This is a genomic window from Glutamicibacter sp. X7, from assembly GCF_054889245.1.
The window spans coordinates 535,319-550,179 of record NZ_CM142678.1; the positions used below are offsets into that span (position 1 = coordinate 535,319).

A 14,861-nucleotide genomic window follows, 5' to 3' on the forward strand; every position below is an offset into this window, starting at 1 on the left:
CCGCTCGGGTGCCACGCCTCGGCGGCGGCGCTAGTTGGGAAGGCGCGGCGAGGGGAAGGGGAGCGTCTGCAAGGCTGGTGAGGTGCAGACTTCGCGGACGGTCAGTTCGTCCAGACTGGCGTAAAAGGCTTCACGGGCCGCGCGCAACGCCTGGCGCAGACGGCAACCGGCGGCTAAGGGACACGCGCCCGCGTTGGTGCTGGGGGAGCAGTCGACAACATCTTCACGCCGGTCGAGGTGGCGTAGCAGGGTGCCCACGGAGCTGTTCAGGCCGGCCTCGGTGATGCTGGCGCCCCCGGAGCGCCCGCGCGTCACCTCGATCAGGCCGAGCGTTCGAAGTTCGAGGACGGCCTTAGTGACGTGGTTGTACGGGGTATTTATCAGCTCGGCAATTTGCCGACTGGTCAGCTGACCCGCGGACGGTGCCCCGAGCACCATGATGGTGCGCAGGCACACGTCCGCGAAGGCTGACAGACGCATGAGCTAGTTAGCGTCCTGCGACCAGATCGAGGCGGTGGCAGACTCTGCGGACGGATCCTCGAACTGCCACGGGCCACCTGGCTCTTCAGGCATGGCGTAAGGCTGAACAATTGCCAGCGCTAGGCCCTGACGATGCTCGGCAACCACATGGATTGCGTCGCGCTCATCTTCCTGCAACAACACATCGGAGGCGATGGCTACGGCGCTGAAATCGGTACCTTGCTGGTTAAGTACTTGCACCAGATCGGCTGCCATGCTCTCGGTGTCGATGTCGGCCTCCGGGTCCTCCGGATCATCCGTCGGTGGCACCGCGATGAGACGCAATTCGCCGTCCTCGCCCTCGGTGCCGGGCTCCAAACCGATGGCGAAGGGCAGGAATACTCCCTGCTCCTCGAGCTGTTCGCGGGCCACACCCAGTGCGGTACCCAGGACCTTATTCAGATCATCCTTGACCTCGTCGGTCATGTCCTCAACGTTCATCATGGCTCCTTAGGAGTTGGGGTCGGTGTCGCGAACGATCCCCAGCACGCTATCACGGACCGGCTCAATGATCGCCGCAGTGAGACCCTCACCATTGAAACGCAAGAACGGCTCGGTATTCGACGGACGGAGGTTAAACCACCAGCTACCATCCTCTGCGCTAAACGTCGTGCCGTCCATGGTGCTCACGCTCACCGGCTGACCCGCGAAATGCGCCGCCACACGGGCGATCGCCGCATCCTTATCCTCGACCCGGGAGTTGATCTCCCCAGTGGCGGTGTACGGCTCAAAACGAGCCCCCAGTTCCGAAAGCGGCAACGTGCTCTCACCCAACGCGGCCAACACATGCATCGCCGCCAACATCCCGGTATCAGCGTTGTAAAAATCACGGAAATAGTAGTGCGCCGAGTGCTCACCACCGAAAATCGCCCCATGCTCGGCCATCTTGGCCTTAATGAAGGAATGACCCACACGTGTCTGCACCGGCACCCCGCCGACCTGCGTGACGAACTCCGGCACCGCCCGCGAGGTAATCAAATTATGAATCACCACCGGGCTCGACTCCCCAGCAGCCTGAGCCCGCGCAATTTCACGCACCGCAACCAGCGCGGTCACCGCCGAGGGAGACACCGGGTTACCCCGCTCATCGATCACAAAGCAACGATCAGCATCCCCATCGAACGCCAAACCAATATCCGCCCCGTGCTCACGCACCGCGGCCTGCAGATCCTTAAGATTCTCCGGCTCCAACGGATTCGCCGGATGATTCGGGAAAGTCCCATCGAGATCGAAATACAGATCCACAATCTCCAACGGCAACCCGGCCAACACACTGTCACCCAGCACGGCAGGAGTCGTCAGCCCGGCCATACCGTTACCGGCGTCCACGACCACCTTCAACGGCCGAATCCCCGACAGATCAACCAAGGAACGCAGGTAGGCCGCGTAATCAGCCAAAACATCCAACTCACGCACCGTACCGGAGGGGGCCTCGGTCGAAACCGGCAGCCCCTCGGCCAGATAGCTCTGCGCGAGATCACGAATATCGAACAGGCCAGTATCCGACGAAATCGGCACGGCCCCGGCCTTGGCCATCTTCAACCCGTTGTATTCCGCCGGATTGTGGCTAGCGGTAAAAACTACACCAGCGGCGTCGTAGCGGCCCGCCGCGAAGTACAGTTCGTCGGTGGAGATCTGGCCCAACAACACCGCGTTCGCCCCGCGATAAGTCACGCCACGGGCGAAAGCCTGAGCGAAGTCGGCGCTCGAAGGCCGCATATCTCCGCCAATGAGCACATCCTTGCCGGAAAGCGCCAGCACATCGACAAAGGCAGCTCCAATAGCCTCGACGGCTTCGGCGTTCAATTCCTGCCCAACGATGCCACGCACGTCGTAGGCCTTGAAGCTCTCGTGTAGATCAATATCAACAGTCACGTCCATCAGCCTACCGGGTTCATCTGCCGGAGCGCCGTTGCCGGGGGCGTAAAGACGGTAGGAGCTGGCTAACATTTTCTTCCCACGGACAGCGCCCACAGCCCGAGAGCGCGGTGTCGAACTGTCCGAAGCGACTGCAATACTTGGGTACATGAACGCCACTGGGAACCAGCCGTTGTATCAGGAGGCCCTAGCTAAGCTCCGGGCTCTCGTGCAACGCGAGGACGCGCATTTTCACGACGGTCAGTTCGAAGCCATTGAGGCGCTCGTAGCACATCGCCGGCGTGCGCTGGTGGTGCAGCGCACCGGCTGGGGAAAGTCCGCCGTGTACTTCATTTCCTCTCTGTTGCTTCGAGCCCAGGGACGTGGGCCGACACTAATCGTCTCCCCGCTGCTGGCGCTTATGCGCGATCAGGTGGCTGCAGCCGAGCGTGCAGGAGTGCGCGCCGCGGCCATTAACTCAGCGAACGTTCTGGAATGGCGTGAAGTACTTGCGAAGCTGCAACGCGATGAGATTGACGTGCTGCTGGTCTCACCCGAACGTCTGAACAATCCGTCCTTCCGCGAGGAGCAGCTGCCACTGCTGCTGGATCGTCTCGGGCTGCTGGTGATTGACGAGGCTCATTGCATATCTGACTGGGGCCACGACTTCCGTCCCGATTACCGCCGAATCCGCGAGCTGATCAACCGGTTGCCGGCCAGCCTACCGGTATTAGCCACCACGGCCACGGCCAATTCGCGGGTCGTTGAGGATGTGGCGGAACAGTTGGCCGCCGATGGCGCCGAGGTCTTCACCCTGCGCGGATCGTTGGCCCGGGACTCTTTGCGGTTGGGTGTGTTGAAGCTCGCTTCACCACGCATGCAGTTAGCTTGGCTACTTAGCCATATCGAGAGCTTTACCGGTTCCGGGATCATCTACACGCTCACCGTCTCGGCGGCTGAAGATGTGGCCCGGCTGCTTTCCGAGGCCGGTCACCGAGTAGCCGCGTATACCGGACGGACCGATATCTCTGAACGCGAGCAACTTGAATCCGCGTTGAAGAACAATGAAGTCAAAGCCCTCATCGCCACTAGTGCGTTGGGGATGGGATTCGATAAGCCGGATCTGGGGTTCGTTGTCCATCTCGGCGCGCCAAGTTCCCCGGTGGCCTACTACCAGCAGGTCGGTCGTGCCGGTCGTGGAAGTATCAATGCCGACGTGTTGCTACTGCCCGGGCCCGATGACTCGGAAATCTGGCAGTATTTCGCCACCAGCTCGATGCCCGACGAGCAGCGTGCGCGGCAGGTGCTCGACGCTCTTGCCGCGGTGGATGGCCCGGTCAGCGTGCCCGCACTAGAGAGCGCGGTCAACCTCCGACGTTCCCCCTTGGAACTGTTATTGAAGGTGCTTGCGGTGGATGGGGCGGTGCAGCGTGTCGCGGGAGGTTGGATCCGCACCGATATGCCGTGGGTTTATGACGCGGACCGTTATCGCCGGGTCGCGCAGAGCCGAATTCATGAGCAGAACCTCATGATCGATTACGAGAATACCGCCCGTTGCCGGATGGAATTCTTGACCCAGACACTCGACGACCCGCAGGCGGGCCCGTGCGGAAAGTGCGACAACTGTGCCGGGGCGTGGTACGACGATCACATTCCGCAGGAGTCTAAGGACAGCGCACAGGCCGCGCTGGTCAAGGCCGGTGTCCGGATTGAACCTCGTAAGCTCTATCCTTCGGGTCTCAACAAACTCGGTTATTCCCTCAAGGGCAAGATCCCCGAGGACGAGCAGATTCTTGAAGGACGTGCACTGGCGCGCTTAACGGATCTGGGCTGGGGAAATAGACTGCGCCAGCTCTTTGCGGACCCGACCGATGCTCCCGTGCAGCAAGCCATGCTCGACGCATGCGTCAAAGTGCTCGCCGAATGGCAGTGGCCGCAACGACCCGTGGCGGTGGTGGCTATGGCTTCAGCCCACCGTCCGCAACTCATAGAATCGCTAGCGCAGTCCCTGGCCAGCGTTGGCAGGCTGCGTTACCTCGGAGCGCTGCAGTATCGGATGGGCCCGCCGGAGGGCGGACCCGGTGGAAACTCGGCTTTTCGCCTCGCAGCGGTGGCTGATGCTTTTGAGATTCCGCCGCAGATGGAGGAACTCTTGGCTAATGCTCCTGGGCCCGTGCTTCTCGTGGATGACCTAGCTGATTCCCGGTGGTCTTTGGCCATGGCTGGACGAGCCTTGAGGATCGCGGGGGCACCGGGTGTGTTGCCTTTCACCTTGGGCTTAGCTGGGTGATCATTCAGTTAAAAGAAGTAGGCTGGAGGTATGGAGTTTCTCATCATTATCGGCGTTGTTGTGCTCGTCCTTGGCGCGGGCTACTGGTGGCTGCAGTCACTGCGTAAGCGGAACAGCGCCGAAATCTCTAAAGCAGTGAGTCGTGAGGCCGCGCAGGCGGCCAGCGCCAAGCTTGATGAGGCTTCCCGGAAGGCCATTTATCGTAATCTCGCCAAGGGAGACGTCTTGGCGGCCGTGCAGAATTATCGTGCGGTGACCGGAGATCCTGTCAAGGATTGCGTTATCGCAATTCGTTCCTTAGACGCGTACCCGCAGGTGGCTGAGCAGCAGAAGCCGCAACCGGTCAGTGAAGAGGATATTCAGGCGCTGCGCGCAAAACTGGAATCACACGGTAATGACGGTGAAGAAGAGCCTCCACAGTCTGAGAAGGATTCGGAGCCCGCCTCCAAAGACCCCGAGCCGTCGCCAGCGCCAGCCAGCGGTGAAATTCAAGCCATGCTACCGAAGGATGATGCGTGGGTCGTGCCCGAAGAATGGAGCGAACAGTTCGGGTCGCAGAACGAGCCAAGCTCGACACACTTCAAACTTGCTTACGAGGTTGAAGGTGTACAGCATGAGTTCTCGAGCGAACAATTGCCACCCAACGAGTACGATCAACTGTTCTCGATGCTTCGCGACGAAAACTATACGGAGGCAGCGCAGATCCTCAACACCCATACCGGGTTGCCGGTTGAGGATCTAGAGCGCATGATTTCCACCTCCCCGATGGCTGCCCACGGCGGTAATGCAAATGTGGCGGACTTTCGCTTCGAGGGGCAGGGGCCCGATGGCCCGGTGAGTTTTGACGCGGCGGAATTGCCGGAGGCCGAACGTGCCGAACTCTTTGCCGCCATTGCCGACACCGATTTAGACCGCGTGGCGGCCATCGTGGTCCGGCATACTAACCTTCCCGAAGATATGGTGCGCAACATGTTGCGCAACTTCGTCGAGCGCGACAAGTAGAGTCGCGGGGCACTACCGGCAGACCACGACGCCGGCGCGTATGGAAGTGCTAAATACCAAGGGTAGTTAGTCGTCAGGATCGGGTCATTGCGCTGGCGTGTGCTGTGCCAGCGCAATCCTCAATTGCTAAAGTGCGGCCGTCATGACTTGTCCTCGGAGTGCGGAAACCCCTATTTGAGTAGGGGTTTTTGGAGTATGCGGGGATACGAGCCGCCCGCTTTCCCCACGTGAATCCGTGACTTACCGTATCTAAGTGCTCGCAATAGAGGTTATTACGCGTAGCTCTCGGCAACTTCTGAGACAAGTTCGGTCACTATGACAACCGCTCGGAACCTTGGCGGAGCATCGAGTCGACCGTGCATGAGCACGATGGGGGGGATTTCATGACTATGCAAATAAAAAACCCCTACCTGAGTAGGGGTTTTTGGCGGACACGGGGGGATTTGAACCCCCGGTCGAGTTTAACCCCGACCCTTCATTAGCAGTGAAGTCCATTCGGCCGCTCTGGCACGTGTCCATCCGCTGTTTCCAGCGTTAATAAGCCTACCCGAACTTCCCTCCGTGTTCCAAAACGGGGCACGCTAGCGAATTTGGCGCCAAAGATATTCGTAGCTTGTGGCCAGCATGCGTGCGGTGGATTCGTTGTCAGTTGAACCAGCGTGGCCCCCGTCCTGCGGCTCGTGGTAACGAACATTGGTGATACCGCGATCCATCATGGCTGCGGCCAGCTTGCGAGCCTGTGAAGGTCCCACCCGGTCATCGGTGGTAGTGGTCCAGATGAGGCTCGCAGGGTAGCTATCAGGATGCTGTGGCTCGTCGAAAATGCGGTGAAGCGGTGAGAAGGTGCGTACGTACTTCCACTGTTCTGGGATTTCGGGATCGCCATACTCGGCGATCCAGGAGTGCCCGGCCGCCAGTCGGGTGTAGCGGCGCATGTCCAGTAGTGGGACCCCGCAGGAGATAGCACCAAAAAGCTGCGGGTAGCCGGTGATCATATTGCCCATCAGCAACCCACCATTGGATCGTCCGGTGGCCGCCAAGTGTTCGCGACTGGTGACCTGCCGTCTGACGAGGTCCTCCGCGATCGCTGCGAAATCCTCATAGGCACGGTGCCGGTTGGCCTGCAGCGCGGCCTGATGCCATCGTGGTCCGTATTCTCCGCCGCCACGAATATTAGCCAGTACATAGCTGGCACCACGCCCGTCGGCGGTACGACGTTCAAGCCAGCCCCGCCCAAGGGCCGGAGAATACCCCGGGGTCATACTGTGCTGGAAGCCGCCGTATCCGTCCATGAGCACTGGATTTCGTCCATCTAACACTAGGTCGCGGGGCGAGACTTGGAAATACGGTATTCGGGTCCCATCGGCCGAGATCGCGAAGTGCTGGCTCACTTCGAGATCGTCCGCCGAAAAACGAGCCGGGGATGACTTTACGGGAGTGAGCTGAGCTCCTACTGGCCCACGCGACAATATGGTCGGCGTGGTGAAGCCGGTGGAGGTCATCCAGATCTCGTCGGCGCAACTTTCATCTTCATCATCCACAGCGGATACCGAAACGCTACACAAGGGGTCATCCAACGTGAGGCGCTGCGGCTCGGAGTTAGAGTGCAGATCCAATACGTGAACTTCGCTACGCACATCGGTCAGTAGCGTGAGTAATAGGTAGTTGGCCGTGAAGTCCATCCCCTGCAACGAGGAGTTCGACTGCGGCGTGAACACCACGCGGTCTATAGTGCCCGATTCCAAAAACCTGTCCACCGTCGTCATAATCAGGCTTCCGGCCGGGTAGGTATTTCCCGCGTGTTGCCAATCGGTGCGTGGGGCAAACAGGAACCATTGACGATGCAGAAAGACATTGACGTCAGTAGGAACGTCCACCGCGATGTTCTTTCCGGCGATCTGTAGATAGGTGCGGCTGTTGTAAAAATCGAGCACGTCGGTGAAAATCGTGCGTTCAAAACCCGGAGTGGAATCGACTTGAACCCCGGCCAACACGTGCTCAGCGTCCACCTCGAAGACCACCGGAGCGTCGCGTAGCTCGGCTCCTCGGGTGAGCGAGCGGACGGTGCGGGCATACGTTGAACGCGTGGTGTCCAACGGATTTGTCGCGCTAGCTACCAATAGGGTGTCGGCATCTAACCAACTTGCGGAGGTCTTGGCCACCGGAAGTTGGAATCCTTCGGGCACAAAGACTTGGTTCTCTAGGTCGAACTCGCGGATTGCGACTTGGTCACCACCGTCGGGGCTGAGCCGCACTAGCGCTTGGCGATAAGGCTCTCCGGGTGCCGGTCGCAGGAGCTGGGCGCCGGCGAAGTGCCAGTCCTGGCCTTCTTTGACTGCGAGATCGTCGAGATCTAGCAAAATTTCCCAGTCGGGATTATCCGTGCGGTAGGACTCCCACGTGGTCCGTCGCCATTGGCCCAAACGGTGCGCGGCGTCTTTCCAGAAGTTGTAGTAGTGCTCGCCGCGCTTGGTCACCATCGGTATGCGATCAGGTGAATCCAGTACCTCGCGGATCCGGTCGACTGTGGTGTGGAACTGCGCGTCGTAGAGTTCGCGCTCCGTGCGCTCGGTGTGCTCGCGCACCCAAGCTAGGGCAGTGTCCGATTGAACCTCGTCGAGCCAGTCATATTCTTCGGTTGGGTCGCTGGTCTGTACCGATGTTTCGCTCATAAGCCACAGTCTAGGGCCCGAGGCATTAATCTTGGATGGTGAGCAGCGCAACAGATACCTCGGATCCCCAGTTCAGCGTCGCCGTCGTGGGTGCAGGCCCACGCGGGACAAGCATCGTGGAGCGGATGGCAGACCTGCTGCGACGTAGCACGCGAGTGCCGGTTCAATTGCAGGTGACCATCTTTGACCCTTACCCCGGTGGCTCGGGCATGGTGTGGGACCCTGGGCAATCGCCAAACTTCTGGATGAACACACCAATGTCCTACCCTACAGTGGCCCCCGAACGGACGGGTGATGGTCCTGGGCTGAGCTTCGAACAGTTCGTGACTTCCGGAGGCGACGGGGCACCTCTTACCGCACGGGAGGCCGAGGAAATTTCCTCGCTTGGACCCGGTAGTTACCCCACCCGAGCGTTGTATGGCAGATATTTGCAGCATGTCTTTCAGCGCAGCGTGGCGCAGCTAGCAGCGCATCCGCAAGTCAACGTCGCGCAGATTCAGTCCGAGGTGCTTGCGGTTCGTCCGGAGCTCACCGGCTATCAAGTGGAATATCGCCATCCAGACTCGGAGGCTTCTGCCACGGCACGGTTATCGGTGGATTGCGTGGTGCTGGCCCTAGGCCACCAAGATTCGGCCGTGAATCCGTGGCAACGACAGCTCGCGGAGGCGGCCGATCGCAACGGGCTGACCTACCTGCCCCCGAACATTCCAGCGAACGTCGATTACGCTCAATTTCCGCCTGGAGAGCCGGCTTTGATTCGCGGGCTAGGCCTGAACTTTTTCGACGCCATGGCAGAGCTCAGCCTGGGCCGCGGTGGTCGGTTCGTGACCGATCTCGATGTGCCCGGACACCGACTTCGCTATGAGCCCTCGGGCGAAGAGCCACGCCTGATGGTGGCCTCACGCCGCGGCACCCCGTACTGGGGGAAGCCGGTGGCCGACGCGTTTATCCCCGAGCAGATACAGCTCGAGTACATGGACGCCGAGGAACTGATGGATTTGGTCGTGGAGGCACGGACCTCGGGCAACCCAAACGCGTCCTTGAGCTTTTCACGGCATATATGGCCACGTTTGCACCGCGATATCCTGCTGGCCTACTACAGCCAAAGTGCGCGAGTATATGAGGATCAGCTACCGCAAGGAAGCGAAGCATTCATCGCGAAGGTTCGAGAGATCCTTGATGCCGAGCACCATGAAGGTGTCCAGGTTTGGTTGAGTCAATTGCATGAATACATTGACCGGTTCCCACGCATTGGGTGGCTGGACGTTCCCTTGTTGGCCCACCCTTTCGACCAAGTTGGCTTTGAGTCCCACGCGCACTACCAACAGGCGGTTCGTGACTACCTGGTGCACAATGCCCAACGCAGTGAGCCAGGGATCGAAGATCCGCTATCACGCGCCATCATGACGATGAATGCTGGGCGCATGATAATCAAGGAACTCATTGCCCGGAATCTGGTAGACGAGCAGTCCCGTATTACCGAAATACAAGGGAAATTTGAGCCCCTGGTCGAAGGTCTGTCTTCCGGGCCACCCCTTGAACGTATCGAGCAGCTCTTGGCGCTTTCACGGGCAGGATTGGTCGAATTTATTGGTCCGGACCCACAGTTTGGCTTCGACGAAATTACTGGACTGTTCACCGCCTCCTCCCCGTGGGTCGACGCCGACGAGTTCACCGCCAAGGTGCTTTGCGAAGCGATGATGCCAGCCAACCGGGTGCTACAGAACAAGACACCACTGATGCGGCAGCTGCTTGGGGAGTCTGTGGCTCGAGTGCACACATGGACCAATGATGATGGAGAAACGGTACCCGGTTCCGGCTTTGAGGTTCGTGGAACACCCTATCGACTCGTCGACGGCCAAGGCCTGGCGCACCGCGGTCTCTTTGTCCTCGGTCTGCAATTGTCCTCGGCACAGTGGGGTACGGCAATTGCCGGTCAGGCTGGCGATCTCGCACGGCCGGGCGCGCGGACCCTACGCGATGCACAGGACATTGTGAAGGGAATTGCCCGACTGGCGGGCATTGAAATTCCGGAAACACCGACCGAATTCGACCGGGTGGATCGCATCGGCGGGCGGGTCTAAGCTGAAAATAAAGCTAGGCGGCCTCCCCGAAAATTCGAGAAGGCCGCCTAGTCAACGCGGATGGTATGGGATTTGAACCCATGAGACGGGGTTACCGCCTACTGGTTTTCAAGACCAGCTCCTTCGGCCGCTCGGACAACCATCCAACCCGAACGAGTATACGGCATCGATACCTGCACAGGAGAATCAGCAATGACCGGAGAACAGATGGACGCCTATATTTATCGCGGTGCCGGTGGGACCGAGGTTATTGAGCAGACGCGTCGCGAAGTTCCCGAACCAGCCGCCGGAGAGGTCCTGGTTCGTACCGCCGCCTTTGGTCTTAATCGGGCGGATGTACAGCAGCGCCGTGGATACTATCCGCCGCCTCCGGGAGCCAGCGACATTCCGGGACTGGAAGCCTCAGGAACCATCGTAGGAGTAGGTCCGGGCGTCACTCGATGGCAGATCGGCGATCGTGTGGCGGCGCTGCTTAGCGGAGGCGGGTATGCACAATATATTGCAGTGCCCGAGGGCCAACTACTTCCGGTTCCCGAAGGAATAGATCTGGTTGCTGCCGCCGCGGTACCTGAAGTGACGTGCACTGTGGTGTCTAATCTGTTTCTCGAGGGCGACCTGAGAAACGGTCAGAGCGTTCTAATTCATGGCGGGGCCGGAGGGATTGGCTCGATGGCCATCCAGCTGGCCAAGGACGCCGGGGCGACGGTCTACACGACAGCATCCGATGCAGGGAAGCTGCAACATTGCCACGCGTTAGGTGCGGATCATGGCATCAACTACCGCGCCGAGGACTTCTCAACCGAGATTGAACGACTGACCGAGGGGAGGGGAGTTGACCTCATTCTCGATGTCGTGGGGGCCAAATATCTAACACAGAACGTTAGCGCGCTCGCCGAAGGTGGCCAGTTAGTCATCATTGGGCTACAAGGCGGGGCCAAGGCCGAGCTGAATATTGGCCAGCTGATGAGTAAGCGTGCCCGGATTATCGGAACTACCTTGCGTTCGAGGAGCGTGGCGGAAAAGTCTGAGATCGTCCGACACACCATTGACCGGATCCGCCCACTGCTTGAAACAGGCACTCTAGATATGAGCGTCGGTGCGACCTTTGAATTCGACGAGCTTCGAGAAGCTCAGGATTATTTCGATTCCGGTGAGCATCGCGGGAAAATCTTGGTACGAGCTCCTCGCTGAGTGCACGGTAATTCGGCTTTTACGGCGGTGGCGCGAAGTGCTACTCGCAGGCCGTAAGGTAATAAGTGGCAGGCACCATCGACCCGTAAAGAGTGCAATGGTCTTTTTCTCTAGGCTCCGTGCCGAACGCGCGGCCAACCGCGACCTCGGCAATGGCGTGTGGCGTCGCGCCCATGACCGGTTCAATCGCTCGCTTGATCGCGTCTTTCAGGTCATTGAGGGTATCGAGGATGATCGGCTACATAACGAGTTCGTGGCCCGAGCCAATGACCTTGCCGAACTACTGCCTGTCGTGCGCGAAATATGCCGCGAAGCTCAGGCGCTGACTCCTAGCGAAGACGAACAGATTCCGCAGCGAACAGCTCGGATACATCGGGCCCTGACTAAGTCGGCCAATGACCTGGCAACCACCGCTCAAGCTATGGCGATGCTTCGGATTCAGGCCGAAGCAGGAGGGGCGGACATGCTCTTTGCTGTAGATAATCGTGCGCGCATCGTCACCGAGGAAGTAGGCCAAGCTCAGCGGCTCCTGCGCGAATTATTCGACTAGGGTTCATTACGCGTTGGGCGCAAGGTGGCTGAAGTCACCCCATCTGTCACCTTCGGGCAATAGAGTATGTCTTATGACTTATTTCGTACCCGAAAAAGTGTTCCGTGATGGAAACTCCATCGACCAGCTCGGCTACGGCGTGTGGCAGGTCGCCGATGACGAAGCAGAAAAGGTGGTTGGGCTAGCCCTCGAAACGGGCTATCGCCACATCGATACCGCCATGATCTATGGCAATGAGGCCGGTGTGGGACGCGCTGTAGCTGCCAGCAGCGTGCCGCGTGAAGAAATCTTTGTGACCACCAAGGTGTGGAACGCGGATCAAGGCTACGAGCAAACACTTGCCGCGATGGACGCCTCCCTTGAGCGCCTCGGCCTCGATTACGTGGATCTCTACCTGATTCACTGGCTTCAGCCGAAACGGGGCAAGTACGTTGACACGTGGAAGGCACTCATCGAGCTGCAGAAAGCTGGAAAAGCCAAGTCCATTGGTGTCTGCAACTTCACCATCGAAGCTCTCGACGAACTGTACGCCGAAACCGGGGTGCGGCCAGTAATCAACCAAGTTGAAACGCACCCCTACTTCCCGCAGAACGAATTGCGTGAATACGAAGCCGCGCACGGGATTCTGCACGAGTCGTGGTCGCCGCTGGGACAGGGTGGTGAGGTGTTGGAGGATGAGGCCGTAGTCGCTGTGGCCCGTAAGCACAACGCGAGCCCGGCGCAGGTCATCATCGCTTGGCACTTAGCCAAGGGCAATGTCGTGATCCCGAAGTCGGTCACGCCGGAGCGTATCGAAGAGAACTTCAATGCTCTAGGCGTCACATTGGATGCCGAAGATCTGGAAAAGATTGACGCTCTGGACCGAGGTGCGGAAGGTCGTATTGCGGCCGATCCCGCCACCGCTGACTTCCAGTAACCATTTCGGTGGTTTACTAAATGCGAAAATCCCCCGGTATCGCGCAGTGCGATACCGGGGGATTTTCTTCACATCGGAGCCCCCGGCCGGATTTGAACCGGCGACCTGCTCTTTACGAGGGAGCTGCTCTACCCCTGAGCTACGGAGGCCTGCGCCCGTTACCGGGCACCACGTTAATCTATCCGAGGTGGCAGATGAACGTCAAAACGAGCACGAAACGGTGTGCGCGAAAGCTAGCAGCGAGTACCTTCTGCTGGCAGGGTACCCTCGAGCAGGTAGTTATCGACAGCCTCATTAATGCAGTCACTACCTCGTCCGTACGCGGTATGGCCCTCGCCCTCGAAGGTTAGCAACCGGGCGTTATCTAGTTGCTTGGCCAGCGACTGTGCCCACGCATAGGGCGTGGCTGGATCGCCGGTGGTCCCAACAACCAAAATCGGGCCCGCGCCCGTCGCCGATAGGTTCGCAGGTTTTCCGGTCGGTTCATATGACCACGTATCGCATCCGATGGCACCGTAGGCAAGGTACTTGCCGATGGTAGGAGACGCCTCGGACAATCGCTGTGCTTGTTTCTCCATGGCCGCCTCGGATGCATCCATCGGGCGGTCAAGGCAATTGATCGCGGTGAACGCATCCATCGAGTTTGAAAGGTACTTGCCCTCTTCGGTGCGTTCGTTCGATAGATCCGCGAAGAACAGGATGCCATCCACATCACCGTTCATGGCTCGTTGCATGGCGGTACGCAACAACGGCCACGAACTATTGTCGTAAAGCGGGACGATAAAGCCAGTAACGAAGTCAACCACCGGCACCTGACGTCCGTCAGAGGAAGTCATGGGTGTGCCTTCGAGGCGGGAGAAAAAGTCCCGCAATTCGGTCTTGGCTTCGTCAAGGGTTCCGGAGAACGGGCAGTCCTCGTATTCCAGGCAGTCGGTCAACCAAGCATCGATCGAATCTTCAAAACCCTTGGCCTGTCCCAGCGTGACTTCTTCTTCGGACAGTGCAGGATCCATAGCACCATCGAGAACCAATCGTCCGGCGCGCTGCGGGAAAAGATCGGCATAGGTTGCCCCAAGGAAAGTTCCATAGGAGAAACCGAGATAATCTAACTGCCGGTCACCGAGTAGCGCCCGAATAATATCCATGTCGCGGGCGGCCGAGATGGTGTCGACGTGACCAAGCAATTCGCCGGTGTGCTGCGCACAGTCTTGAGCATATTTTTTGCCTTCGGCGACGATTTGCTCACGGTCGGCTGGATCCCAAGCATGGAGGTTCGATTGGCGGGAGTCATCCTTTTCCGCATCGCTTTGACAAGTAATGGGGCTGCTTTCGCCCACACCCCGGGGGTCAAAACCAATCAGGTTGTAGGACCTTTGTAGTTCGGGGGTAAACATTGACGTGGCGGACTGGGAGACCAGCGTTAGCCCAGAACCACCGGGGCCGCCCGGATTAACTAATAGATTTCCCTTAGCGTTCTGCGCCTTGCGCCGGTTCAACGTTAGCTCGATGCGTTCGCCATCGGGTTTCGCGTAATTCAGTGGTACCTCAACCGTGGCGCACTCCAAGGTGCTACCGCAGGCCTCCCACTTCACGCTCTGCGTGTAATAGTCTGCTAGCTCGGCGGGAAGGTTCGCGTCGAGGACCGTGGATGGTTCCGTGGCCGACGGCGAGCTCTCATCGTTCGTGACAGCAGTGCAGGAAGTCAGTAGCAGCGTAGCCGCCATGGCAAGGGCCGTTGCTTTGCTCAGCGAACGACTCACGGTGTAAGGCACGAAAGGGT

Annotated in this window: 11 protein-coding genes and 3 tRNA genes; 6 read left to right on the top strand and 8 right to left on the bottom strand. The window is 59.2% G+C overall.

Annotated elements, in window-relative coordinates; all coding sequences use genetic code 11:
* Window positions 1–30: 30 nt before the first annotated feature.
* The 3 genes from ACYU0X_RS02790 to ACYU0X_RS02800 are packed head-to-tail and all read right to left on the bottom strand — an operon-like array spanning window position 31 to window position 2,400.
* The gene (locus ACYU0X_RS02790; RefSeq protein ID WP_418908336.1) at window positions 31–480 is read right to left on the bottom strand and encodes an RrF2 family transcriptional regulator; all 450 of its coding nucleotides are present in this window, start codon (window positions 478–480) and stop codon (window positions 31–33) included.
* Window positions 481–483: 3 nt separating this feature from the next.
* The gene (locus ACYU0X_RS02795) at window positions 484–963 is read right to left on the bottom strand and encodes a hypothetical protein (RefSeq protein ID WP_418908337.1); all 480 of its coding nucleotides are present in this window, start codon (window positions 961–963) and stop codon (window positions 484–486) included.
* 6 nt (window positions 964–969) lie between these two features.
* Window positions 970–2,400 (bottom strand): phosphomannomutase/phosphoglucomutase, encoded by a 1,431-nt coding sequence (locus ACYU0X_RS02800; protein WP_418908338.1) that lies wholly within the window; start codon window positions 2,398–2,400, stop codon window positions 970–972.
* A gap of 145 nt (window positions 2,401–2,545) precedes the next feature.
* Between ACYU0X_RS02800 and ACYU0X_RS02805 the strand changes: the two genes are divergently transcribed.
* Complete coding sequence (locus ACYU0X_RS02805; RefSeq protein ID WP_461902099.1) at window positions 2,546–4,666, top strand: RecQ family ATP-dependent DNA helicase; 2,121 nt, start codon at window positions 2,546–2,548, stop codon at window positions 4,664–4,666.
* Between the two features lie 30 nt (window positions 4,667–4,696).
* Entirely contained in the window at window positions 4,697–5,668 is a 972-nt protein-coding gene (locus ACYU0X_RS02810) for a hypothetical protein (protein ID WP_418908340.1), read from the top strand.
* A 425-nt stretch (window positions 5,669–6,093) separates the two neighbouring features.
* Here the strand turns inward: ACYU0X_RS02810 and ACYU0X_RS02815 are convergent.
* Window positions 6,094–6,185, bottom strand: a tRNA-Ser gene (locus ACYU0X_RS02815).
* 64 nt (window positions 6,186–6,249) lie between these two features.
* Window positions 6,250–8,340 (bottom strand): prolyl oligopeptidase family serine peptidase, encoded by a 2,091-nt coding sequence (locus tag ACYU0X_RS02820; RefSeq protein ID WP_418908341.1) that lies wholly within the window; start codon window positions 8,338–8,340, stop codon window positions 6,250–6,252.
* A 38-nt stretch (window positions 8,341–8,378) separates the two neighbouring features.
* On the opposite strand from ACYU0X_RS02820, the gene ACYU0X_RS02825 reads away from it, so the two are divergent.
* Window positions 8,379–10,424: an FAD/NAD(P)-binding protein gene (locus ACYU0X_RS02825; protein WP_418908342.1), complete on the top strand. Its 2,046-nt coding sequence runs from the start codon at window positions 8,379–8,381 to the stop codon at window positions 10,422–10,424.
* A 57-nt stretch (window positions 10,425–10,481) separates the two neighbouring features.
* On the opposite strand, the gene ACYU0X_RS02830 is transcribed toward ACYU0X_RS02825, so the two are convergent.
* Window positions 10,482–10,569 (bottom strand) — tRNA-Ser (locus ACYU0X_RS02830).
* 62 nt (window positions 10,570–10,631) lie between these two features.
* On the opposite strand from ACYU0X_RS02830, the gene ACYU0X_RS02835 reads away from it, so the two are divergent.
* The 3 genes from ACYU0X_RS02835 (at window position 10,632) to ACYU0X_RS02845 (ending at window position 13,081) form a co-directional block, all read left to right on the top strand.
* Window positions 10,632–11,615 (top strand): NAD(P)H-quinone oxidoreductase, encoded by a 984-nt coding sequence (locus tag ACYU0X_RS02835; RefSeq protein ID WP_418909290.1) that lies wholly within the window; start codon window positions 10,632–10,634, stop codon window positions 11,613–11,615.
* Window positions 11,616–11,712: 97 nt separating this feature from the next.
* Window positions 11,713–12,165 (top strand): hypothetical protein, encoded by a 453-nt coding sequence (locus ACYU0X_RS02840; protein ID WP_309408902.1) that lies wholly within the window; start codon window positions 11,713–11,715, stop codon window positions 12,163–12,165.
* A gap of 73 nt (window positions 12,166–12,238) precedes the next feature.
* Complete coding sequence (locus ACYU0X_RS02845; RefSeq protein WP_461902100.1) at window positions 12,239–13,081, top strand: aldo/keto reductase; 843 nt, start codon at window positions 12,239–12,241, stop codon at window positions 13,079–13,081.
* Window positions 13,082–13,158: 77 nt separating this feature from the next.
* Here ACYU0X_RS02845 and ACYU0X_RS02850 read toward each other — a convergent pair.
* Window positions 13,159–13,230 (bottom strand) — tRNA-Thr (locus tag ACYU0X_RS02850).
* A gap of 84 nt (window positions 13,231–13,314) precedes the next feature.
* A complete protein-coding gene (locus tag ACYU0X_RS02855) occupies window positions 13,315–14,853 on the bottom strand; it encodes an alpha/beta hydrolase (protein ID WP_418908344.1) in 1,539 nt (512 codons plus the stop codon).
* Between the last annotated feature and the right edge of the window lie 8 nt (window positions 14,854–14,861).

Bases quoted from the DNA above. Each gene is read 5' to 3' on its own strand.
- ACYU0X_RS02820 (WP_418908341.1), bottom strand. From the start codon at position 8,340: ATGAGCGAAACATCGGTACAGACCAGCGACCCAACCGAAGAATATGAC.
- ACYU0X_RS02810 (WP_418908340.1), top strand. From the start codon at position 4,697: ATGGAGTTTCTCATCATTATCGGCGTTGTTGTGCTCGTCCTTGGCGCG.
- ACYU0X_RS02790 (WP_418908336.1), bottom strand. From the start codon at position 480: ATGCGTCTGTCAGCCTTCGCGGACGTGTGCCTGCGCACCATCATGGTG.
- ACYU0X_RS02805 (WP_461902099.1), top strand. From the start codon at position 2,546: ATGAACGCCACTGGGAACCAGCCGTTGTATCAGGAGGCCCTAGCTAAG.
- ACYU0X_RS02840 (WP_309408902.1), top strand. From the start codon at position 11,713: ATGGTCTTTTTCTCTAGGCTCCGTGCCGAACGCGCGGCCAACCGCGAC.
- ACYU0X_RS02800 (WP_418908338.1), bottom strand. From the start codon at position 2,400: ATGGACGTGACTGTTGATATTGATCTACACGAGAGCTTCAAGGCCTAC.
- ACYU0X_RS02845 (WP_461902100.1), top strand. From the start codon at position 12,239: ATGACTTATTTCGTACCCGAAAAAGTGTTCCGTGATGGAAACTCCATC.
- ACYU0X_RS02795 (WP_418908337.1), bottom strand. From the start codon at position 963: ATGATGAACGTTGAGGACATGACCGACGAGGTCAAGGATGATCTGAAT.
- ACYU0X_RS02835 (WP_418909290.1), top strand. From the start codon at position 10,632: ATGGACGCCTATATTTATCGCGGTGCCGGTGGGACCGAGGTTATTGAG.